Here is a 21,863-nt window from a genome sequence, read left to right as displayed (position 1 = left end):
TTCGTATTCAGAAGCTTTTCTTGTGAAAATTTGTTTAATATCATGTAAATTCTAGCCTTTCTTGCTTTACGCTTTATTTTTTTCTAAAATGGCATCCTTCGCAACGATTCGATCGTCAAAATGGTAAGTATCCTTTCCAATTTGCTGATAGGTTTCATGACCCTTTCCAGCTATAAGGATAATATCATCTTTTTCTGCTTGATTAATCGCTTCATATATTGCCTGCTTACGATTTTCAATCACTTTATATTGTCTTCCTACAACCCCTGTTTCCATCTCTTTTAATATTGCAAGTGGGTCCTCACTTCTTGGATTATCAGAAGTGAAAATGGCTTCACTAGCATAATCACAAGCGATTTTTGCCATCAGGGGTCTTTTTGAACGGTCACGGTCCCCACCGCACCCAACAACCACATGAGTCTTAGCTACCGCAAACTCTTTGATTGTCTCCAGTGCATTCTGCAGACTATCTGGTGTATGCGAATAATCCACAATAACGGTAAAGTCCTGCCCTGCATCGACAAGTTCAAATCGTCCTGCTACACCTTCCATTAAGCGTAAAGCATCTGTTATGACTGTTAATGGAATTCCAAGGGCTATTGCTGCACCAATGCCGGCGAGGACATTATACACATTAAATTTCCCAACAAGTTTGATGGTCACATTAGAAGACCCGATTGGTGTAACCAATAGAAAAGAGGTACCTTTTGCAGACATTGATATATTTGTTGCTTTAATATCTGCATCATGTTGAATGCCATATGTTAAGATATGTGCGGAAGTGGAATGTGCGTACTGCTCACTGGCTTTATCATCTGCATTTAACACGGCATATTTCGGTTGATTAAGTGTAAATTTATTCCCTAGCTGAGCAAACAATAAACCTTTTGCTCTTTGATACTCCTCCATGGAACCGTGAAAATCTAGATGATCCTGTGATAAATTTGTAAACACAGCCACATCAAAGTCTGTACCATGAACTCTTCCTTCTACTAACGCATGAGAGGAGACCTCCATAACAACACAATCTATTTGCTTTTCGACCATTTGATAAAAGATGTTTTGTAAAGTTAAGCTCTCAGGCGTAGTATTTTTTGTTTCAAGGACATCTTCGCCAATTTTCGTATACATCGTCCCGATAAGCCCCGTTTTCTTTCCTGCCTCTATTAAAATATGATCGATAATATGACTGGTTGTTGTTTTCCCATTTGTCCCCGTGATCCCAACAACTTTCATTTGTTGACTTGGTTGATTATAAAATGCATCTGCAATCACAGCCATTGCACGTTTTGAATCTTTAACTATTACGACAGGTACATTAACTTGTAACGGTCTTTCTGCTACAATTGCAACAGCCCCAGACTTCACCGCATTCTCTGCAAAGTCATGGCCATCAACTGTAAAGCCTTTTATACAAATAAATAAACTACCCTCTGATACCTTCCGATTGTCATTATGTATGTGTAATATATCTGGATTTTCACCGTCGAAAGGAACAAGTGGTTGAAGGTGATTGACCAGTGTATGTAATTTCATGTCCTCAAATCCTCTCATGATTTAACCTATTTCCCCAAAAAACGCATGCGCCATCTATTTTACATGATGTTATCCTTTTTCGCTATTCTATAATAGATCATTTTGAAAAGACGGCGAAAAAAACTTCGCCGCCTACACATTAAATCAGTCTATTCTTCTTTCTCTTTCTCTTTCTCTTTCTCATCTTTTTTTTCTTCCACATTATCAAAATATAATCGAATGGTTGATCCTTCTTTTAACTTTACCCCCGCTTCCGGTGTCTGTTTCACAACGATATTCCCTTCTCCGGAAGTTTCGATTTTTAGATTAACAAATAGATCACCAAGTTCTGTTTTGGTCATTCCAACTACATCAGGAACCTCAATCAATGGTACATCTGGCCACTTGTACTCTTTTTCTAACTGACCCTTTCTTGGTTCTACTCCTAATGCTCTCAAACTATCACCCATAATGCTACCTACGATTGGTGCGGAAACAACTCCCCCAAACTGTGTAGTTCCCTTAGGGTTGTCAACAGCCACATACACAACTAGCTGAGGGTCATCCGCTGGCGCAAATCCAATAAATGAAACGATATGGTTATTTTCCATATACCTTCCGTCCTTTACCTTTTGCGCTGTTCCTGTTTTACCACCAACACGATACCCCTCTACAAAGGCTCTTCCCCCTGATCCTTGTGCCACGACACTCTCAAGAGCGTAACGAATTTTCTCCGAGGTTTCTTCTGAGATCACCTTTCGTTTCGCTACTGGTGACTTTTTCATTACAACTTCACCGGTCCGTGGATCAACTAGTTCCTTCGCAATATAAGGGGTGTATAACGTACCGCCATTAATTGCTGCCGATATCGCTGCAACCTGTTGAATAGGTGTAACTGAAACCCCTTGACCAAATGCAGTCGTAGCCAATTCTACTGGTCCGACTCGATCTAAATTAAATAAGATTCCTTTCCCTTCTCCTTGCAAATCGATACCTGTTTTTTGTCCAAAACCAAAATCCTTAATATATTTAAATAAAGTATCTTTTCCCAATTCTTCCCCTAATTGAACGAAACCTGGGTTACAGGAGTTCTGTACTACTTCCAAATAGGTTTGCGACCCATGTCCCCCTCGTTTCCAGCACCTAAGGGTCGCTCCACCAACCTTAACCGATCCAGAGTCATGAAAGTGATCATTCTCTAAATCTACTTTCCCCTCTTCAAGTGCAGCTGCTAAGGTAATAACCTTAAAGGTAGACCCTGGCTCATAGGTACTCCAAACAGGGAGATTTCGGTTATACACTTCAGGTGCTACCTCTTGAAACTCAGCTGGATCAAATCCCGGACGGCTTGACATTGCCAAAATCTCCCCTGTATTCGGGTCCATAGCAATGGCTATCATACCATCCGGATTGTATTGTGCCTGCGCATTATCCAGCTCTCTTTCTACTATTGTTTGAACCTTTGAATCAATGGTTAGTTTTAAATCTAATCCATCAACAGGGGCCTCATAGTCATCTGCCATATCATTCATTCTTTGTCCTTTGGCATTTGCATAAAATTTTACAGAACCTTTTTCTCCCATAAGCTCTTTGTCATAGACAGCTTCTAAGCCTGTTAACCCCTGATTATCACTTCCCGCAAAACCGAGTACATGGGAGAGGTAATTACCAAACGGATAGTGACGCTTAGAGTCTTCCCCGATATAGACTCCTTCTATGTTCAAATCTCGGACTTCATTTGCTTTTTCATGGGTGATTTTTCTACCTTCATTCACTCTTACGATGGAAGCCGACTTGGTCACATATTGGTATGCCTTCTCTTTCGAAAAGTTCAAGACAGCTGCTAGCTGTTCTGCTGTTTTCGCTGGATCCTTTACCTGTCTAGGCACTACATAGACGGTCGGAGCACTTTTATTAGTAGCGAGTGCTACGCCGTTACGATCGACAATTTCGCCACGTTCGGGCTCAAAAGGGATATTCCGACTCCAAAGATCTTTGGCGCCATCGGTTAAAATATTCCCTAATGCAAATTGTACATATCCTAGTCTTACATCAATAATAAAGAAAATGAGAAACCCTACTAATAGTGAAATCGTTAATCTTTTTCGTACTGTAACATTCGACACTCGCATCTTCGTTAGAACCTCCTAACAACATATATGGCTCGTTCCACTATATGCTTGTACAAAAAAAAATAGAACGTACAAGCATCACTTGTACGTTCTTAGTTTATTCTGATTCCACTTCTTCAGTTCCAGCTTCTGCTTCAGTTACCGACTCATCAGAAGCGTCATCCCCAAGCTTCATTTCTTCTTCTGTTGGCGCCTTAAGGTGGATGACCAAATGTTCCCCAGATGCCACGACACTTCCCACACTAATATTTTGTTTAGTCACATAACCGCTACCAGTTGTGCTTAGTTGTAAATTAGCAAGCGAGGCAATCTTAACAACATCCCGTAAGGACCAACCGGTTACATCTGGCATCGTTACATCTCCATCTGTTACAAGGAATACCTTTTCTCCAGCGAGTATCTTTTCTCCCGCTGACGGTGATTGGGCAACAACGTTCGTTCCATTCCCAATAACAATTGTATGTGCACCAAAACTGGTTATTTGCTCCTCGGTTTCACCAACGTTCTTATCCAGAAAATCCGGAACGGTAATTGGCTCTACTTCCTTTTGCTCAGCTGGTTCAATATTCAAATATTGGAGACTATTTTTCATCACTGGATTAAAAATCATTGAAACTGGTATAGATCCTTCTGAGTAGTGGTCTATTTTCGGCTGCTGTACCGCTACATAGATAATTAATCGCGGATTATCTGCAGGTGCCATTCCTAAAAACGAAAACACATAGTCGTTTTTCCCATTTAGGTACTTACCATTCTGCGTCATACTAGCGGTACCTGTCTTACCCGCAACCTGATAGCCTTCAATATTATACCGATTATACCCTGTCCCCTTTGGAGAACTTACAACAGTCTCTAGATACTCTAGAACCTGGTTGGCAGTTTCCTCTGAGATCGGTGTTCCAACAACCTCTGTTTCTGTTTGTGTAATCGTCTTTCCAGACGTTGGGTCCACTACCTTATCAATTACATGCGGTTTAACCATTTTCCCACCGTTTGCAATGGCAGTTGCTGCTTGAATTTGCTGAATCGGTGTAATGGCTGTACCTTGTCCATAGCCTGTAGTAATTTTATCAATTGGGTATTGGTAAACAATCTTTCCACTCGTTTCGTTTGGCAGATCAATCCCTGTTGGCTGATCAAATCCAAACTTCGTTAGATACTCTCGAAACGTATCATATCCGATTTTTTCCTTTACAAGCTTAGCAAATGCTACGTTTGAAGATCTTTGTAAACCTTCTAAGTAGCTTATCGACCCCCAGCCTACACGATTATGGTCATGAATGGTTTGGGAATTTTCTGTTGGTTTATACGAACCTGATTGGTACCCCTCGTTCGGATTAAACACTCCCTCTTGAACAGCAGCAGCAAGAGTGAAAATTTTCATGGTGGATCCTGGTTCAAATGAGTTTTCAATCACTTCGTTGTGCCAAGTGTCAGAAATCCCTTCTCTTGTTGTTGGATGGAACGTTGGTCTTTGCGCCATGGCTAAAATCTTACCCGTCTTCGGATCAGCTACTACTGCGACCATTTTAGCTGGCTCGTATTGTTCATCCACTTTGTTCATAGCATCCTCAAGAAGAGTCTGGATTTTTTTATCGAGCGTTAAATAAATATCATATCCATCTTTAGCAGCTGTCACGTTTTCTTTACTGCCCGGAAGAATATACCCCCAGAAGTCACCAGGATAGTTTAGTTTCCCGTTACTGCCGGTTAACTCCTCGTTCATTGACTTTTCAATTCCAAGCTCTCCAACGGTTTGATTCGTTTCTTCATCAACATCAACATATCCTACTAGGTGAGAGGAAAAAATACCGTTTGGATAAAATCGCTTAGATCCTCGAATAAAGGTGATACCTGGTAGTTTCAGGTTTTCAATTTCCGCTTTTACTTGAATCGAAATATCTCTTCCCTTTGTTCCGAATTCTACTTGCTTTGCACCTTCTTTAGAAAGAATTCTATAAATCTCCGATTCTTCTAAATCAATTACCTTCGATAGTTCTCTGGCAGTCTTTTCTTTGTCAACGACATGTCGTGGCTTTTTGGGATTGGTGGTTAATGTTCCATCAAGAATTGCAACGAGTTTGAAGGAAGCAGTATCTTCCGCAATTACTTCCCCGTTGTTGTCATAAATTGTTCCTCTTGTCGCCTCGATCGTTGCCTCTTTCTCATACTTTTGTTGCGCTAGGGCAGACAAATTCTGACCATGTACTTCTCCCGTTGCCAAAATCGTAACATACCGGAAAATTAAGACAAAAAAGAGCAGACCAAATATTATAAATAATATCGCTGCTCCCACATTCATATTGGGCTGTTTCTTTGTCATTACTCCTGCACAACCTTAACATTATTGTCATTGAGCTTTAATCCAAGCTTCTCTGCCATGCTGCGGATTCGGTCTGGAGTACTTAATTCCCCTACTTGCATTTCTAAATCATTATTAACCTTTTGTTGGGCCTCTATTTTAACAGATGTATTTTGAATATCCTTATTCAACTCATAAATGGCCGCTTGATTTGAAATGATATGTACGGAACCAATGCACAGAGCAGCACAAAAGGTGACACCAAGGATTTTCTCTCCAGGAGACAACCATGAGATAGTCTTTCTTACCTTTTCAGGTGCTTGTACGGTTTGTTGCTGTTGTTCCTGCTGAAGCTTCCTTGCTAAGTTACTCATCCTATTCCCTCCTAGATAGGTTTACAGCTTTTCGGCAACACGAAGCTTTGCCGAGCGTGCTCGATTATTTTGTTCTAACTCTTCCTCTGTTGGTACAATTGGTTTTCTCGTAATTAATTTTAGATCCGGTTTGTACTGATCAGGAATAATAGGCAATCCCCTAGGAAGATCTGGTGTTTCACTAGCCTTCTTAAATAAGACCTTACAAATTCGATCCTCTAATGAGTGGAAAGTAATAACACTAATTCTTCCACCAGGGTTCAGTATATCAATCGCCTGATTTAACGAATCTTCAAACACACCTAGCTCATCATTAACTGCAATTCGGATTGCTTGGAAAATTCGTTTAGCTGGATGTCCACCTTTTCTTCGGGCCGGCGCAGGTATTCCCTCTTTGATTAACTCCACTAGCTCCCCTGTGGTGGAAATGGGCTTTATTTCTCTAGCCGCCTCAATTTTCCTAGCTATTTGCTTGGAGAACTTTTCTTCTCCATATTTAAAAAATATTTTTACTAGTGCTTCATAACTCCAGGAATTGATCACGTCATATGCGGAGAGGTCGGCCTGTTGGTCCATTCTCATGTCTAAAGGGGCATCATGATGATAACTAAATCCTCGTTCCGGTGTGTCTAATTGTGGGGAGGAAACGCCTAAATCATAAAGAACACCATCAACCTTTTGAATCCCTCTATTTTGTAATTCCTCTTGAAGATAACGAAAATTACTTTTCACAATGGTTAGTTGTCCTTCGTATCCAGCTAATTTTTTCTTTGCATTTTCAATCGCAATATCATCTTGGTCAAAGGCAAATAGCCTTCCTTCCTTTGACAGCTTTGATAAGATAAGAGCGCTATGACCCGCTCCACCCATTGTACAATCTACATATATGCCATCTGGTTTTATATTGAGTCCATCAACAGTTTCGTGCAAAAGCACGGTAGTATGTTCAAACATTGTTGTCCACCTTTCGAATTACGCCCATAATAGAATATTTAAATATCAAATCCAATCATATTTTCTGCAATTTCTGCAAAAGATTGCTCAGATTCTGAAAAATATTCTTCCCATAATGTCTTACTCCAAATTTCAATTCGGTTCGAGACTCCGAGAACGACGCATTCTTTTTCAAGCTTTGCGTATTGCATTAGTGGAGTAGCAATGTTTATTCTTCCTTGTTTATCCACTTCACATTCAGTCGCACCTGAGAAGAAAAAACGGGTAAATGCACGAGCGTCTTTTTTAGTTAATGGCAATCCCTTGAGTTTTTCCTCAATTAAATCCCATTCACTAAGAGGATAACCAAATAAACATTGATCTAAGCCACGCGTTAGCACAAAGGTTTCTCCTAAGTGTTCACGGAACTTGACAGGCACAATTAAACGGCCCTTCGTATCAACATTATGATGGTATTCACCCATAAACATGCCCGCTACCCCCACTCTCTACCCTAAATGTACCACAATCCCCCACTTTCCTCCACATGTTTTTATAAATTCTCTCCCCTACAGTATTTTCCTGCAAATATAGGAAAAGAATGATTCCTCTTTTTCTTATAAAAACTTATAAAAACATATAAAAAGATATAAAAACCTTTAAAAACCGACAAAAAAGACCTTATCATAAACGACAAGGTCTTTCCTAGTTTATAATTTTACCACTTGGTGACTTCCATCAAACAAATATGGTTGTTTTAATAATTCATCGATAAACGATAGTCCGTACAGATTAAGGAAATAAAAGAGGTTCCATATCCTTTCCTGCGGCGAACCAGCCGGCTTCAATTTACGCTCGATTCGATTATATTTTTCTATAACCACTTCATGCTTTTGTAATAAGGCCAATTCAAGCCGATTTTCCATAAATTCAATTTGTTTTAAAAGTAAATTTTCATTTTTCTCTAGTAACGGTAGCATGCCTTTATAATGAAGCTCGGTCTTCTTTTCAATTTCTCGATAATTTTTAACTAATTGTTCTCTCGTTTGATCAAACAATACTTGGAAACTGCTATCACGGTTGGACTCTAAAAATAATTCCTTGTGTTTTCCCGTTCCAGAAGTTAGCACGTCTTTTAACTCTAGCCCTAGCTCTTCCATGTCTGAACTCACATTTCTTTCAATCAAACTAATCGTTAACCGAGGAACAATTGGAGGCATTTTCATATCAAAATGCTCAAACACTTCCTTTAATTCCGCCCAGTAAGCAATTTCCCCAGGCCCTGCAATAAACGCTAATGTCGGGAATAAACACTCCTGCATCAGAGGTCTAGTCACGACATTATTGCTTAAGCGTTCAGGAAACTCGCTGGCGATTTCTAACATTTCATCATATGAAAAGGAGATCACACCAGAAGCTCCAACAAATTGTTGTTGCTCAGAATGATAATCTAATAAAATTCTCTCATGGGAAACTTCATCATAATAAAAAAGATTGGCACAAGTATTATTTATGACAATTGTTTGTGTCATCCCGATGCCTTCAAGCTCTTTCTGCTTCTTCTTTACCTTTTCGGCAATGTCTTTTGTATTTTTAATTTGATTAATAAAATATTCCTTTTCTAGCTTTCTTAGACCCGCATCACCGGAATCAACAATAAGAAGGCCATAATTTTTAAACAAGCTCATCGTGATATGTGCAAAAAAGTCAACAAACGTTACTGACTTATCAATAGAAGCTTCTACAAATTGAAGCAAAGATTTCGTATGTTCTGTCTCACCATAGGAAGAGATAATATCAGTTACCCAACTTGTTAAATCGTCCTTCTTGATTTCGATATTCGAAACCATTCTTTTATCTAGAACCCTTTCAGGATAAATCGACTTTTCAAGTTGATTTCCCTTTTCTACAAAAATATGATTCACTTCATCGTAGTCGTGGTCCTCTCCTGCTATCCAGAAAACCGGAACAACAGGAACAGAAAGTTCTGCTTCCTTCTGCTTAGCAAATAATATAATAGAGAGGATTTTATGTATACTGTACAGAGGTCCGGTTAAAATTCCCGCCTGTTGTCCCCCAATTACTACCACGCTATTCGGATTCCGCAACTTAGAAATCGAGGTTTCCACCTCATTCGAGCTAGGAAACTTACTCATGTACTCCCCAATATAATCAGCGAGCTCTTCTCTTTTAAAGCTTATATTCTCCAAATCCTTAATTCTTTGCTTATAGCTCTCTGTTTCATGAAATTGATAATGAAATAACGGACGTATGAATGAATTCCCAGTACTATAATCGGTAGCAAACTGATTCGTGGATGGGAGAAAGAGATTAACCATCTCCATTTATGTACTTCCTTTCTCTTTACAGTATTTCTAATCTTCAGTATAGCACTGTGTGAATGGAAAATAAAAACCTTTGCATTTTGATGTTACATACGTTCATGAAATGGATTGTGTGACACTTAAAAAGATTCCTACACATAGTAAAATGATATAGGCAGAAAAAAAGAATAAGAAATTAAAACGCCAAAACCCTCGAAATACTTTTTTTAAATCGACTTCTTCATTTAGTTTGTACTGAAGCAGTAATGAAAAAATGGCCAAAAGAATCATTATAATAAGAATGAGCCAAAACAATGACAAGTCCCATATTGTTATAATAAGGTAATGCACGGAAAGGATAAATAATACCGTTGTCGTGTCCAAAGCAATATGGACTGCTTTCCTATGTTTTTTTGTTATCTGTTTAGTAATAACAAATACAACAAAATACCCTATGATTGGAACGGTCACAAGTGTAGCAAACACGGTAGCAAAAAAGCTGCCCATATTACATCCTCTCCTCCTTTAATTCTCTTCCTTTAATACAATGATAAAGGGCCAAAGTTAATGGTACTTGTACTCCCCTTTTTTGTGCCTGCTCTAGTACGTATCCAAGAATAGCATCAATTTCTGTTTTTCTATCATTTTTTATATCCTTTAGCATAGACGATTCGTTTGTTGCCGTATTTTCACACACGTAAACTACTCTTTTATAGTATGTATGGTGATTTACATTTAGTGCTAGACAAACCTCATCAAACAATTGGTCAAATAACAATTGGTAGTGTTCATTTGTGAGAAGTCCTCCATTGTTAACATTTAGAACAGCTGTTAACGGATTAATTACCGCATTTACAACAAGCTTAGTCGTTAGCATATCCATATAGTCCTGTTCCATTTGCATAGGGAAAGCACGTATTGATTGAGTGAAAAGCTCCTTAAGAATCCATTTATCCCCTTGCTCCGCTCGAAAAGTTGCTAGTTTTGTTATCCCTATCCCAGTATGACTTACCATATGGTTATTTACACGCATTGCTCCATGCTCTACCGAACCTATAAAAATGGACCTTGCGTTTAGTTTTTTTATAAGTGATAAATGTCCCATTCCATTCTGAACAAACAATAATGGGAGGTTGGGTTGAAGAGAAACATTATTTACCATTTCTTCTAACATATACTGCTTCACACATAAGATCACAAGTTCAACCCCGTTGTCATCCCAGTGACTAATCGGGCGGACGTCAATTGGGATGGGTCTAGACTCATCACCTTTTTTGCGTACCAAACCTTTATTACGAATTTGTTCACTTTGTTCCTTTGACCTTGTGTAAAGGATTACATCATTTTTTTCTTGTAAGTAAGAAGCAAATAAAAGACCTACGGCGCCACCGCCAATGATCGCAATTTTCATTGTATCTCCCTCAGGTGCGTCAATTTTACTACTAGTTTAACAGAAGAGGTTGAAAGAAGGTATCAGAAAGGTCATTCGTATCAAAAAAGACCTCTTTAGATGGACTTAACCCTGTCAAGTAGACAGCTCTAAAAAGACTATGCAGCCATCGTGATTCGATATTCAACTGGAGCACGATGGTTTAGTCGTTTTTGGAATCTTTTATAGTTGTATTCGTACATAAATGTCTCTATTGCTTGTATTAGTTCTTCCTCTGTTTTACAATCTGTTTGATACAACATTTCTGTTTTAAAGTGCGAAAAAAACGATTCGATACATGCATTATCTAGGCAGTTTCCTTTGCGAGAGTGGCTGCCCCTAATGCCATACTTAATCAATCGTTTGTTGTATTTCTTAGATGTGTACTGGAATCCCTGATCCGAATGGAGAATGGTTCCGTGCACATTTCTTTTTTTATTTAAATCCTCCACAGTATCCATAACTAGTTTCATGTTATTCCTTTCTGATAGTTTCCACGAAACAATTTCATTATTATAGATGTCCTGTATAGCTGAGAGGTAATAAAAACGATTTTGAAAGGGAATGTATGTAATGTCCGTTACTAGGACTTCATTTTCTTTTCTCTCTTTGAATTCCCTGTTGACCAAATTTGGGTGCACTACGGATCCTTTTTTGCCAAAATACCTCCATTTCTTTCTAATCACCGATTGGATTTCCATTACCTTCATTAAACGGTATACCTTCTTATGGTTAACTTTGAAACCCTCTTCCTTAAGTGCTACTACCATTCTTGGATAGCCATACTCCTGATGCTTGAAATGGATGGAAAGCATCAATTCCATTAAACCCTTATCCATTTCCTTTCTCTTTTCACGAGCCTCAATTGTCTTTACCCATTTGTAATACCCAGATGGATGTACCTCTGCTATTTCAATAAGCCAGGTAACAGGGTATGACGCTTTCATCTCATGAATGATCTCGAACCTTACTGCCTTTCGGATTTCACCTGCCCGTGGAGATTTGGATATTGCTTTTTTAAGTATTCGACCTGCGCCTTATAATAATCTCGTTCTTCCTCCACGCTTTGGAACTTAGTTTTGGGACGTCCAGAATTTTCCCTTTGATCACTAAGCTTCTTACCTTCCTCAAATTTTTTCACCCAATTCTTTAACTGAGTTGAGCTACGTAGCCCCAAATGAGTAGAAAGAGTATTGTAACTGCCTTCACCATTGATGTACATGTCAACAGCCTTCAACTTAAATTCTTCTGAATACTGTTGAAAAGTTTGTCCCTTAATAGCCATAGAAAAATCCCCTCCAAATAGTAGTGTAACACCCAAGATAAAACCTTGGGCTTTTTTACACTGTCTACTTAAAGGGGATAATATCAAGAAGCGAGGTCTTTACTCACACAGGATAAACAGGGTGTTTTCTCGTACTAAATACAATGTCCTTTGTTTCATACATGGAAAATCTCTGAATCAATACCTGTCGCAAATCATTCGCCCCAACAATATCATCCACGATTAATTCAGAGGCTAATTTGTAAATATCAATATGCTCTTTATATTCTTCATGCTTCTCCTTTACAAAAGCTACACGTTCCTTAGGATCGGAGATTTCATTTATTTTATTCGAATATACTGCGTTTACCGCTGCCTCTGGACCCATGACAGCAATCTGTGCAGTTGGTAAAGCAACACAATAATCTGGATCAAATGCAGGTCCAGCCATCGCATATAAACCCGCACCATACGCCTTCCTTATAATAACTGATATTTTCGGAACCGTCGCTGAGCTCATTGCAGCAATCAATTTTGCTCCGTGACGAATAATTCCAGCCCTTTCAACTTTTGTCCCGATCATAAAGCCCGGAACGTCTGCTAAGAATAATAACGGAATATGAAATGCGTCGCATAATTGAATGAATTTTGCTCCTTTATCGGCAGAATCAATAAATAATACGCCACCCTTCACCTTTGGTTGATTGGCGATTATTCCTACAACCCTTCCATTTAGCCTAGCAAGTCCGGTAATAAGCTCGCTTGCAAACAGCTTTTTTATTTCAAAAAAGCTCCCCTCATCCACTAAAGTATGAATACAGTCGTACATATTAAAAGGTGCATTTTGATTTGTAGGTACAATCTCCTCCAGTTGCTTTTCAAATTTCGCATCCAAACCTTTGATTCTGTTAGGTCTTTCCTGAAAGTTTTGCGGGAAGTATTGTAAATAGGTTATTGCTTGATTGATAGCTTCTTCTTCACTCTCGGCAAGTATATCCCCACAGCCACTTATCGAACAATGCATCCTTGCTCCGCCCATCTCCTCCAAGCTGACCTTTTCACCGATTACCTTCTCTGCCATCCGAGGTGACCCCAGATACATCGAGGCATTTCCATCAACCATAATCACGATATCACAAAATGCCGGAATATAGGCTCCACCTGCTGCGGATGGACCAAACAAAATACAGATTTGAGGAATCACCCCCGATAACTTCACTTGATTATGGAATATTTTCCCTGCACCCCGGCGATTTGGAAACATGTCAAGCTGATCGGTAATACGGGCCCCTGCTGAATCGACTAGGTACAATAAGGGAACCTTTAATTTTTCAGCAACCTCCTGAATACGTATAATCTTCTCGACTGTTCTCGCTCCCCATGAGCCTGCTTTAACAGTGGAATCATTGGCCATAACGCAAACTGTACGCCCTCGAATCTTGCCCATGGCTGTTATGACACCATCTGCCGGAAGATTCTCCTCTTGGCAATTAGCAAACCGTCCATCTTCATCATACATACCATCATCAAATAATAGCTCCAATCGTTTTCGAACAAAAAGCTTTTTTTGTTCCTCAAGTTTCTCATGATATTTCTTGTGGCCACCCTCTTCAATTTTCCTAATTCTTGCTGCTAATTGTTCTGAAAAATGCTTCTCCATCCTTATCCCTCCTCGAACGGTTGACGGAACCGTCCTTTATTCGAGTATGATTAGTACGTCCCCTTCGTTAACAAAATCGGCTTCGGCAACCTTGATTTCCTTTACAATTCCTCTGCCTGGACTTTCCACTGGAATTTCCATTTTCATTGATTCAAGCAGGGCGATCTCCTGATTGATTTCTACTTGATCACCAACTGATACGTTAATTTGTAGAATGGTCCCTGCCATTGTTGAAGTAATTTGATACATCATAAGTCCCCCTTTATTGGATAAACCTTTTTTTAGATAAGTAATTAGTAGAATAATTCCCGTTTTTAAAGTCGATATCGTTTAATATTTGCTTAAATAATGGAGCATTGGTTTTTATTCCTTCTAATCGAAGGCAGGTAAAAAAACGAGATGCTTTCTCAATTGCCTCGTTCCTGTTTTCCCCTCTAACGATACATTTTGCTACCATTGGATCATAATAAGGGGTTACCGATACTCCCGCTTTATACCCATAATCCACTCTCGTATCATCCTCTCCCCAATCCAATAGCTCAATGTATCCAGGCGATGGCATAAAGGTCACAGGATCTTCGGCATATAATCGAAACTCAATAGCGTGTCCTTGTGATAGAAGCTGCTCCTGCTTATTAGGTAACGTCTCTCCCTTTGCCACTAGAATCTGCCATTCTACAAGATCAATCCCAGTAATCGCCTCTGTAACTGGATGCTCTACTTGTAATCTCGTATTCATCTCAAGGAAATAAAAATTCTCCTCCTCATCGACGATAAACTCGACGGTTCCAGCATTCTCATACCCTACAGCTTTTGCTGCCTGGACAGCCGCTTGAAATATTTTCTCTTTAACGCCATTTGTTAAAAAAGGAGACGGGGATTCTTCTAAAACCTTTTGATGGCGACGCTGAATCGAGCAATCTCTTTCAAATAAATGCACAATGTTCCCAGCTTTGTCACCAAAAATCTGGACTTCTATATGGCGTGCATGTTGTATGTACTTTTCAACATATACCTTCTCATTTGCAAAATATGTTTTTGCTCTTTTTTTGGTAGTTTCGAGGTTTTTTAGTAGCGTTTGTTCATCCTCGCATCGAACCATACCGATTCCCCCACCACCTCCACTTGCTTTTAAAATAACAGGATAACCAATTGAATTCGCAGCCGCTATTGCCTCTTCCTTGGTGGTTAGCTCCTTATTACTTCCAGGTACAACAGGTATTCCCGCTTCGAGCATCTTGTCACGAGAAAGAATTTTATCCCCCATCATTAGAATGGTTTTGGGAGTCGGTCCAATAAATATAATCCCTTCACGTCCAACCTCTTCGGCAAAGCTAGCATTTTCAGATAAGAATCCATACCCAGGATGTAGAGCGTCTACCTTTTCTTTCTTGGCTATCTCTAATATAGCTTTATGATTCATGTATGACTTTCCAACAGGGGCTTCACCAATTCGATAGGAGGTAGTAGCCTCAGCTACAAAAGGTAAATCCCTATCCGCATCTGAATAAACAGCAACGGTCTCTATACCCAATTTATTACATGTTCTAATAATCCTTGAGGCTATCTCCCCTCGATTAGCAATAAGAATTTTTTGCATCTTTGTTCCCCTTTCTCATTGGACATTCAGCATCTAGAATCATTTCTTCAAAAGCTTGCCAATATCCTTCTAATTTTGTAAGCGTTTTCTACAATATTAAGCAGAATTTTTCGTTAATTTGTTATATAATTAAAATAATTCTAGTTCATATACTGTAGTGAAGTTTCCATTCATGTTTATTCAAGGGGAAATGAACTTATACAAAATAAAACGAAATTCACTGCAACAAGACAAGGGGGAAGGTATATGGGATACAAGGTTGAAAAACTAAAAGTAAATTATAAAACGCTAGAAGAGTTTAAAAAATTTAAGGAATATGGTTTACAAGAGCTTTCAATGGTAGAGGATTTAGAGGCAAATATTATAGAGAACGATAGCGAGTCTCCTTTTTATGGAATATATTTTGGAGATAAACTGGTTGCACGTATGAGCTTGTACCAAGTTGAGTCCAAATACAATCGTTACTTCGAACCACCGTGTGACTATTTAGAGCTTTGGAAGCTTGAAGTTCTTCCAGACTATCAACATAAAGGATACGGTTCTGCTTTAGTGGCTTTTGCGAAAAATTTTGGACTTCCTATTAAGACAAACCCGAGAGTAAATTCAAGAGACTTTTGGATACATATGGGCTTCCAACCAGTCGAATATGATCTCGGACGCGACTTCGGTGAAAACCCGTTAATATGGTCAAGAGAAACGAAACAGGAATAGCTAGTAAAATAGAAAAGCGGACTTTTGTCCGCTTTTTTCTGTTATCCTTTATTTTTTCTGTTGCCGGTCTTCCTCATGTAAAACAACCATCTTTCTAGCTCTCTCCATTATGTCTATAAGCGCCTTGTAATCTTGTTCAATGAGCTTTAATTCCTTTTCAAGCTTTTCATTTTCTGCTGCTAAATAATAAAGCTGTTTTTCCAGGTCTTGAATATGCTTCTTAAAATTATCATGCTCTTCCTTTTGGCTTGCATCTGCCTTTGCGTATAGCTCCTTAAGAAAACCCACAAGGTCATTGAATTCTATTTGAAAGGATTGAGTCTTTTGTACATCAAGTGTAGGCTGCTCTTCCACTACACTTTCTTCCAATTCTTCGAACTCACTTGGAGCCATTGCATTCTTTTTTAGTTCTTTTCTCTGTTTTTTCGCTATTTCAATTCCCGATTTGTATTGCTTACGTACGTATGAATTCCATCTGAATCCACAAGCTGCAGCTGTTCTAGAAAGCTGTTTTCCTACTTCCTCAAATGCTTGAAGCTGTGTTCCACCTTCTCTAATATTACGTAAAACTACTTCTGCAAGTAGCAAGTCTTCATCTTGTGACCAAGCATCTTGACGATTTGTTGGCATAGACAATTCCCTCCTAGTGTTTTTTATTCATAATATGCTTCTACTAGGAAAGATAGACTGATATTGTAAGAGGATTCGTAACAAATTCTCTTTTAAACATAAAAAAGCTTATATTTTTACTATTTTCTGTTAAGGAAACGGTTTACTTTTTCATGGTGGGCTTCTTTTTCCCATAGAACGGAACATTGGCGAACTTCTCTTTCCACTTGCTCCTTCAATTGGAATTCATCTCTTCTACTAAGTACGATTTGCTTATAAGCTTGTATGACATTCGTCTCCATTGCCGGTATTGTTTCTAACCCAGCCAATAAACCTTCCGAATGACAGCCTTCATAAATAAAATCAATAAACCCCATTTCCTTTAATTCCAACGCTTCGTAAATTTTTGCTTTCATTAGCATTGATAGAGCTTGACTATTAGACATCCTCTCAAATAGCATTGTCCCGCCACCCCATCCCGTCGTAATGGCTAGATTTCCTTGTACAAACCCAGCTTTAACGTTTGAATGGGCAAATCGAAAATCACAAGCGGTAGCTATTTCGCAACCTCCACCAATGGCTATTCCGTTTAATAAGGCAACGGTCGGCTTCGGAAGCATAAACAAATCAAAGAGAATATTCGCCATCCGAGAAAGCATAGCGTACGCCTCTTCCTCTGTTTTTAATTTATGGAAAACAGACAAATCTCCTCCAGAACAAAAGGCCTTATCTCCCTCACCTGTTATGACAAGTCCTAAATGGTTCGTTTTCTTCACTGTATCAATGGCTTTTTGAAGTCCGTCCATTACTTCAAAATTCACTGCATTTCTTCTTTCATTTCGTTTTATGATAAATTGTAAAAAGCCTTCTTTTAAATCTATAATCTCGTAAGCCAAAAGAATCCCTCCAATAGTTATTAAAGTGACATTAATAAAATGCAAAAAGCGCCTTACAATTAAGTAAGACGCTTACGCAAGTCAAATTAGTCGTTTACAACTTCTTTTCCTTTGTATGTTCCACAAGCTTTACATACACGGTGAGCAAGTTTCATCTCACCACAGTTTGGGCACGCTACCATACCAGGCACTTGTAGTTTAAAGTGAGTACGACGCTTTCTTTTCGCAGTTTTAGATGTTCTTCTAAAAGGTACAGCCATTCTTCCCACCTCCTTAAAGAGTATTAAGAAAGTTATGAAGTTCAAGTTTCCTTGAGCCTCAAATGTTTCTTTTCTTCTTTCACATTTCATTGTGAAGAAGGATCGTTTTGATCCAGTAATTTCGCAAGTCCAGCTAGACGAGGATCTATCTTATCCTTCATATCCTGTTCCTGAATCACTTCCCAATCTTTACCAGATTGAGGAGCACCATCTGTTCCAGTGTAGTCTTCACAAAATACTTGCATGGGTACTTCTAGCAAAAGGATTTCTTGTATGACCGGTAAAAGATCAATCACTTCACCTTTTACTTGATGAACTTCCTCTTCAAGTTCATAATCTAATCCTTTTAAGAGGAAAGTTTCTGTTGTTTCGACATCAATTGGAAAATTCACGTCAACTAACGTACGAGAACAAGGCAACACGAGATAACCCTTTATTTTTAAATGAAAGGTTACTTTTGACGAATCTATATCAGCTCGTCCCGTCACACGAATTGGTGATACACGACGTATGGTTGGATCAACTTTCATAATCTCATCCATATTAGCTGTCTCATCGACAGGAAAGTCCTTGCTTCGATATTTTTGTAACTGACTTAATGTCCATTTCATACGAATCACCCCAAGGCAACAAAGGTAATTATAGCCTTCATATAATTATTTGTCAATATTTTTTCTTTACACTATAATGTAGACATTATAGTGCGTTCTTAATCGTAAAAAAGCATTATTTGCTTATTATCTTTTTTTTTCACAATAAAATCAAGGAGTTTTTTATGAAGGCTGTTGGCTTAGTAGTTGAATACAATCCATTTCATAATGGACATTTCTTTCATGTAGAACAAGCAAGGAAACTGTCAAATGCTGATGTTGTCATTGCTGTCATGAGCGGACCTTTCTTACAACGTGGGGAACCTGCCCTCCTATCAAAATGGCATCGAGCTAGGATGGCATTATTAGGTGGCGTTGATATTGTCTTTGAGCTCCCTTATGCCTTTGCTACACAAAAGGCAGAAATTTTTGCCCGTGGTTCAATTGATATACTTGCTTCTGCAGGTTGTGACTATGTCTGCTTCGGAAGTGAATCGGGTCATATAGATGATTTTTTTTCTACATTACACTTTTTAAATAAAAATCAAAAAACATACGATCATCTTATCAGAGAGAATATGAATGCAGGGATGAGCTACCCGAGTGCGACTTCTTTGGCTTTCCAAGGGCTTATGCCTTCAAGTGGGATGGTGGACTTATCTAAACCAAACAATATTCTTGGCTTTCAATATATTCGAGCAATTGAAGAGTTACGTTTACCGATGACCCCACTAACTATTGCTAGAAAAAATGCTGGGTATCATGATCCAGAACTTTCTTCCACCCATATTGCCAGTGCAACTAGTATTCGTAAATCTATCTTTTCAAATGACGGACAGTTGAATGAGCTTTCCTCTTATGTCCCTAATACCACCTACTCAGAACTGTTGGATTATAAGAAGCGCTTTGGGCAATTTCTGCACTGGGAAAATTACTGGCCTCTTCTTCAATATCGTTTGTTAACAACTGAAAAAAGGGAACTTGCTAGAATTTACGAAGTAGAAGAGGGAGTTGAAAATCGTCTATTACAAACAGTGGAAAAAGCAAATTCATTTTCTGAGTTTATGACCTTGCTTAAAACGAAAAGATATACGTGGACACGTTTGCAGCGGCTATGCGTCCATATTTTAACCAATACTAATAAAGAGCAGATGAAAGAATTAAGTAACCGTCCCAGCTATCTACGCCTTCTAGGTATGACTGATATGGGCAGGCAGTACTTAAACAAGTGGAAAAAGCACACTAGTCTTCCAATCGTCTCAAGATTGGCCTCTTATGACGGAGAAGAAATTCAACTTGATATTAAGGCTGCTAAAACATATTCACTTGGAATGGAAAAAAACAAGCAACAAAATGCCCTTTCCTTAGAATATACGCAAGCACCTATTTTCATTTCAAAAAAAGAAGAATAGCCCAAAGGGCTATTCTTCTTTTTCCTGTAATGCTTCTAGGTAGGTTAATGCATCTTCAAATGTATTTATCGGTACGATTTTCATATTCGTTTCAATATCCTTAGCCGTTTGAACAGCAGCTAGATAGTTTGAGTCGGCAGCACCTTCCTCGTTCGGAGCAAAGAAAATTTCGGCATCTGATTTATCTGCTGCAATAACTTTTTGTTCAATACCCCCGATACGGCCGACCGTACCGCTTGAATCAATCGTCCCAGTTCCTGCAATTTTGTAGCCTTTTGTTAAATCCTCTTTTACTAGCTGGTTATATATTTCAAGTGAGAACATAAGTCCAGCCGAAGGGCCTCCTATATCACTTGTTTCAACTGTTACCTCTGGGGCCACGACAATGTCTTTATCATCAACCAAACCGATCCCTACCCCTACTTTGGTTTGATCTGCTTCAAATATTTTTAACGGAAGAGAAACCCGATTCTCTTTGTCATCACGTTCAAAATATAAAGTGATGTTATCTCCCGCTTGTTTTTTACCTACATAGTTTATAAATTCCTCTGATGATTTGAATGTAAGTTCATCTACTTGAAAAATTCGATCGCCAGGCTCTAGCTTCCCCATAGCAGGCATTCCATCCATGACACTTAACACATATACTCCTTTATATTGGTACGTGATTGGTTTATTGGCTTTTTTATAAGCAACTTCAATAGCCGCAAGTTTAGAGGTAGACATAGAATGCAACTGCCTTACTTTATATTCCTCATCACTTTCTTCTTCCGATCGAATGGCTGCAAGCGGATAAATTTCTTGATACTCACTTATTTTTGCTAACAAGTACGTATAAATATTGGCCTGCCCCATAACAACCGTAGTAAGCATAAAGCTACCTTTTTCCTCGTACCCACCTTCCACTTCAATAATTGGTTCGAGTTCCTTTGCCATACCGGGCTTTGTTATATAATATGGTAATGAAAAAAATGCAGCAACAACTAAAGCAATTGCTACCGTATATAGTAAGATGCGCCCCATCCATTTTCTGTTCATTCTATTCTAATACCCCTTCCAATTACTCAACAGCTCTTTAATCTTTGGAACCGCCTTAAGAGCCTCCTCCTCACCGATAGATATAATCTCCTCGATATTTGTAAACGCACGTGAATTAAACATTTGTACGGGAGGACGAATCATAACGTCAGATTTCACCTCACGATTTGAAACAAGTTCCATTTGCATAATGTCAATACTTTGCATGATAACATCGTAAATGGTAGTAATTTCAGCCGTGGATTTCACCGGACTAACATCAACTGCAACGATAATGTCAGCTCCCATTTCTTCCACAACAGAAACCGGTATACGGTCAACTACTCCCCCGTCAACTAGCAAACGACCATTATGCTTTTCTGGTACAAAGATTCCTGGAATAGAGATACTAGCACGTACTGCATCTGCTATTGGACCTTCTCTGAAAACAACCTTTTCTCCCGTCATTAAATCAGTAGCTATGACCGCAACAGGAATATCTAACTCCTCAATATTTTTCCCATGTGTAAAAACCCGAATAAGCTCTTTTACTCGTTTTCCAGCTACAAAGCCCATTTTTGGTACGGTGTAATCTAAATAATATTTTCGCTTAAACGCTTTTGAAAGCTTGTATAGTCTCTCAACATCTAACCCTGCTCCATAAAAACAGCCCACTAGTGCTCCCATGCTGCTTCCAGCAACAAAGTCAATTGGAATTCCTTCGTCTTGTAACACTTTAATCACACCTAAATGGGCAAAACCTCTTGCCCCACCGGAACCAAGTGCTAATCCAATTTTCGGACGAGACAAGTACTCCTCCCCCTTTAAAAAGATT

Annotated in this window: 22 protein-coding genes; 2 read left to right on the top strand and 20 right to left on the bottom strand. The window is 38.9% G+C overall.

The genetic code is table 11. The annotated features are described in order from the left end of the window. Positions 1 to 66 precede the first annotated feature (66 nt). The 14 genes from BKO01S_RS10465 to BKO01S_RS10400 all read right to left on the bottom strand — a co-directional run bounded on the left by BKO01S_RS10465 (position 67) and on the right by BKO01S_RS10400 (position 15,533). On the bottom strand, positions 67 to 1,536 hold the full coding sequence (locus BKO01S_RS10465; RefSeq protein WP_066053472.1) for a UDP-N-acetylmuramoyl-L-alanyl-D-glutamate--2,6-diaminopimelate ligase: 1,470 nt from the start codon (positions 1,534 to 1,536) through the stop codon (positions 67 to 69). 149 nt (positions 1,537 to 1,685) lie between these two features. Further along, entirely contained in the window at positions 1,686 to 3,647 is a 1,962-nt protein-coding gene (locus BKO01S_RS10460) for a stage V sporulation protein D (protein WP_066052974.1), read from the bottom strand. Positions 3,648 to 3,744: 97 nt separating this feature from the next. Beyond that, the gene (locus tag BKO01S_RS10455) at positions 3,745 to 5,970 is read right to left on the bottom strand and encodes a penicillin-binding protein (protein ID WP_066052969.1); all 2,226 of its coding nucleotides are present in this window, start codon (positions 5,968 to 5,970) and stop codon (positions 3,745 to 3,747) included. Next, positions 5,970 to 6,323, bottom strand: a complete 354-nt coding sequence (gene ftsL / locus BKO01S_RS10450) for a cell division protein FtsL (RefSeq protein ID WP_066052966.1) — start codon at positions 6,321 to 6,323, stop codon at positions 5,970 to 5,972. Before ftsL ends, BKO01S_RS10455 begins: the two co-directional genes overlap by 1 nt. Positions 6,324 to 6,344: 21 nt before the next feature. Further along, on the bottom strand, positions 6,345 to 7,277 hold the full coding sequence (gene rsmH, locus BKO01S_RS10445) for a 16S rRNA (cytosine(1402)-N(4))-methyltransferase RsmH (RefSeq protein ID WP_066052961.1): 933 nt from the start codon (positions 7,275 to 7,277) through the stop codon (positions 6,345 to 6,347). A 38-nt stretch (positions 7,278 to 7,315) separates the two neighbouring features. Next, a complete protein-coding gene (gene mraZ / locus BKO01S_RS10440) occupies positions 7,316 to 7,747 on the bottom strand; it encodes a division/cell wall cluster transcriptional repressor MraZ (protein WP_066052957.1) in 432 nt (143 codons plus the stop codon). Positions 7,748 to 7,966: 219 nt separating this feature from the next. Next, complete coding sequence (bshC, locus tag BKO01S_RS10435; RefSeq protein WP_066052956.1) at positions 7,967 to 9,601, bottom strand: bacillithiol biosynthesis cysteine-adding enzyme BshC; 1,635 nt, start codon at positions 9,599 to 9,601, stop codon at positions 7,967 to 7,969. Between the two features lie 96 nt (positions 9,602 to 9,697). Then, complete coding sequence (locus BKO01S_RS10430; protein WP_066052954.1) at positions 9,698 to 10,087, bottom strand: DUF3397 domain-containing protein; 390 nt, start codon at positions 10,085 to 10,087, stop codon at positions 9,698 to 9,700. 1 nt (position 10,088) lies between these two features. Further along, positions 10,089 to 10,991, bottom strand: coding sequence for a 2-dehydropantoate 2-reductase (locus tag BKO01S_RS10425; protein ID WP_066052951.1), 903 nt, complete (start codon positions 10,989 to 10,991; stop codon positions 10,089 to 10,091). Positions 10,992 to 11,128: 137 nt separating this feature from the next. Beyond that, positions 11,129 to 11,992, bottom strand: coding sequence for an IS3 family transposase (locus tag BKO01S_RS24370; protein ID WP_369690996.1), 864 nt, complete (start codon positions 11,990 to 11,992; stop codon positions 11,129 to 11,131). Continuing rightward, entirely contained in the window at positions 11,977 to 12,294 is a 318-nt protein-coding gene (locus BKO01S_RS25205; protein ID WP_066052946.1) for a helix-turn-helix domain-containing protein, read from the bottom strand. Before BKO01S_RS25205 ends, BKO01S_RS24370 begins: the two co-directional genes overlap by 16 nt. A gap of 103 nt (positions 12,295 to 12,397) precedes the next feature. Next, positions 12,398 to 13,933: an acyl-CoA carboxylase subunit beta gene (locus tag BKO01S_RS10410; protein WP_066052943.1), complete on the bottom strand. Its 1,536-nt coding sequence runs from the start codon at positions 13,931 to 13,933 to the stop codon at positions 12,398 to 12,400. Positions 13,934 to 13,969: 36 nt separating this feature from the next. Then, positions 13,970 to 14,182, bottom strand: coding sequence for an acetyl-CoA carboxylase biotin carboxyl carrier protein subunit (locus tag BKO01S_RS10405; RefSeq protein WP_066052940.1), 213 nt, complete (start codon positions 14,180 to 14,182; stop codon positions 13,970 to 13,972). 13 nt (positions 14,183 to 14,195) lie between these two features. Continuing rightward, on the bottom strand, positions 14,196 to 15,533 hold the full coding sequence (locus BKO01S_RS10400) for an acetyl-CoA carboxylase biotin carboxylase subunit (RefSeq protein ID WP_066052937.1): 1,338 nt from the start codon (positions 15,531 to 15,533) through the stop codon (positions 14,196 to 14,198). 246 nt (positions 15,534 to 15,779) lie between these two features. Between BKO01S_RS10400 and BKO01S_RS10395 the strand changes: the two genes are divergently transcribed. Continuing rightward, positions 15,780 to 16,244 carry an N-acetyltransferase gene (locus BKO01S_RS10395; RefSeq protein ID WP_066052936.1) on the top strand — a complete coding sequence of 155 codons (465 nt, stop codon included), beginning with the start codon at positions 15,780 to 15,782 and terminating at the stop codon, positions 16,242 to 16,244. Between the two features lie 48 nt (positions 16,245 to 16,292). Here the strand turns inward: BKO01S_RS10395 and BKO01S_RS10390 are convergent, their stop codons facing one another. The 4 genes from BKO01S_RS10390 to BKO01S_RS10375 all read right to left on the bottom strand — a co-directional run bounded on the left by BKO01S_RS10390 (position 16,293) and on the right by BKO01S_RS10375 (position 18,620). After that, positions 16,293 to 16,874, bottom strand: a complete 582-nt coding sequence (locus BKO01S_RS10390) for an RsfA family transcriptional regulator (RefSeq protein WP_066052933.1) — start codon at positions 16,872 to 16,874, stop codon at positions 16,293 to 16,295. A 119-nt stretch (positions 16,875 to 16,993) separates the two neighbouring features. After that, positions 16,994 to 17,749: an enoyl-CoA hydratase/isomerase family protein gene (locus tag BKO01S_RS10385; RefSeq protein WP_066052930.1), complete on the bottom strand. Its 756-nt coding sequence runs from the start codon at positions 17,747 to 17,749 to the stop codon at positions 16,994 to 16,996. Between the two features lie 86 nt (positions 17,750 to 17,835). After that, entirely contained in the window at positions 17,836 to 18,009 is a 174-nt protein-coding gene (gene rpmF / locus BKO01S_RS10380; RefSeq protein WP_023615018.1) for a 50S ribosomal protein L32, read from the bottom strand. Positions 18,010 to 18,095: 86 nt separating this feature from the next. Continuing rightward, positions 18,096 to 18,620, bottom strand: a complete 525-nt coding sequence (locus tag BKO01S_RS10375; RefSeq protein ID WP_066052928.1) for a YceD family protein — start codon at positions 18,618 to 18,620, stop codon at positions 18,096 to 18,098. Positions 18,621 to 18,784: 164 nt separating this feature from the next. Between BKO01S_RS10375 and BKO01S_RS10370 the strand changes: the two genes are divergently transcribed. After that, positions 18,785 to 20,011, top strand: coding sequence for a nucleotidyltransferase (locus BKO01S_RS10370; protein ID WP_066052924.1), 1,227 nt, complete (start codon positions 18,785 to 18,787; stop codon positions 20,009 to 20,011). A gap of 9 nt (positions 20,012 to 20,020) precedes the next feature. On the opposite strand, the gene BKO01S_RS10365 is transcribed toward BKO01S_RS10370, so the two are convergent. Beyond that, positions 20,021 to 21,049 (bottom strand): SepM family pheromone-processing serine protease, encoded by a 1,029-nt coding sequence (locus BKO01S_RS10365; RefSeq protein ID WP_066052921.1) that lies wholly within the window; start codon positions 21,047 to 21,049, stop codon positions 20,021 to 20,023. Positions 21,050 to 21,055: 6 nt separating this feature from the next. Further along, complete coding sequence (locus BKO01S_RS10360; protein WP_066052916.1) at positions 21,056 to 21,838, bottom strand: patatin-like phospholipase family protein; 783 nt, start codon at positions 21,836 to 21,838, stop codon at positions 21,056 to 21,058. Positions 21,839 to 21,863 lie beyond the last annotated feature (25 nt).

This window comes from Robertmurraya korlensis NBRC 107688, from assembly GCF_001591645.1.
Taxonomy (GTDB): domain Bacteria; phylum Bacillota; class Bacilli; order Bacillales; family Cytobacillaceae; genus Robertmurraya_A.
The sequence above is the reverse complement of the archived record's forward strand: the minus strand, read 5'-3'. Positions and strand labels throughout refer to the sequence as shown.

Excerpts from the sequence above, each read along its gene's own strand:
- ftsL (WP_066052966.1), bottom strand. The coding sequence starts at position 6,323 with ATGAGTAACTTAGCAAGGAAGCTTCAGCAGGAACAACAGCAACAAACC.
- BKO01S_RS10395 (WP_066052936.1), top strand. The coding sequence starts at position 15,780 with ATGGGATACAAGGTTGAAAAACTAAAAGTAAATTATAAAACGCTAGAA.
- mraZ (WP_066052957.1), bottom strand. The coding sequence starts at position 7,747 with ATGTTTATGGGTGAATACCATCATAATGTTGATACGAAGGGCCGTTTA.
- BKO01S_RS10430 (WP_066052954.1), bottom strand. The coding sequence starts at position 10,087 with ATGGGCAGCTTTTTTGCTACCGTGTTTGCTACACTTGTGACCGTTCCA.
- BKO01S_RS10425 (WP_066052951.1), bottom strand. The coding sequence starts at position 10,991 with ATGAAAATTGCGATCATTGGCGGTGGCGCCGTAGGTCTTTTATTTGCT.
- BKO01S_RS10365 (WP_066052921.1), bottom strand. The coding sequence starts at position 21,049 with ATGAACAGAAAATGGATGGGGCGCATCTTACTATATACGGTAGCAATT.
- rpmF (WP_023615018.1), bottom strand. The coding sequence starts at position 18,009 with ATGGCTGTACCTTTTAGAAGAACATCTAAAACTGCGAAAAGAAAGCGT.
- BKO01S_RS25205 (WP_066052946.1), bottom strand. The coding sequence starts at position 12,294 with ATGGCTATTAAGGGACAAACTTTTCAACAGTATTCAGAAGAATTTAAG.
- BKO01S_RS10370 (WP_066052924.1), top strand. The coding sequence starts at position 18,785 with ATGAAGGCTGTTGGCTTAGTAGTTGAATACAATCCATTTCATAATGGA.
- rsmH (WP_066052961.1), bottom strand. The coding sequence starts at position 7,277 with ATGTTTGAACATACTACCGTGCTTTTGCACGAAACTGTTGATGGACTC.
- BKO01S_RS10375 (WP_066052928.1), bottom strand. The coding sequence starts at position 18,620 with ATGAAATGGACATTAAGTCAGTTACAAAAATATCGAAGCAAGGACTTT.
- BKO01S_RS10390 (WP_066052933.1), bottom strand. The coding sequence starts at position 16,874 with ATGCCAACAAATCGTCAAGATGCTTGGTCACAAGATGAAGACTTGCTA.
- BKO01S_RS10465 (WP_066053472.1), bottom strand. The coding sequence starts at position 1,536 with ATGAAATTACATACACTGGTCAATCACCTTCAACCACTTGTTCCTTTC.
- bshC (WP_066052956.1), bottom strand. The coding sequence starts at position 9,601 with ATGGAGATGGTTAATCTCTTTCTCCCATCCACGAATCAGTTTGCTACC.
- BKO01S_RS10410 (WP_066052943.1), bottom strand. The coding sequence starts at position 13,933 with ATGGAGAAGCATTTTTCAGAACAATTAGCAGCAAGAATTAGGAAAATT.
- BKO01S_RS10455 (WP_066052969.1), bottom strand. The coding sequence starts at position 5,970 with ATGACAAAGAAACAGCCCAATATGAATGTGGGAGCAGCGATATTATTT.
- BKO01S_RS10400 (WP_066052937.1), bottom strand. The coding sequence starts at position 15,533 with ATGCAAAAAATTCTTATTGCTAATCGAGGGGAGATAGCCTCAAGGATT.
- BKO01S_RS10460 (WP_066052974.1), bottom strand. The coding sequence starts at position 3,647 with ATGCGAGTGTCGAATGTTACAGTACGAAAAAGATTAACGATTTCACTA.
- BKO01S_RS10405 (WP_066052940.1), bottom strand. The coding sequence starts at position 14,182 with ATGTATCAAATTACTTCAACAATGGCAGGGACCATTCTACAAATTAAC.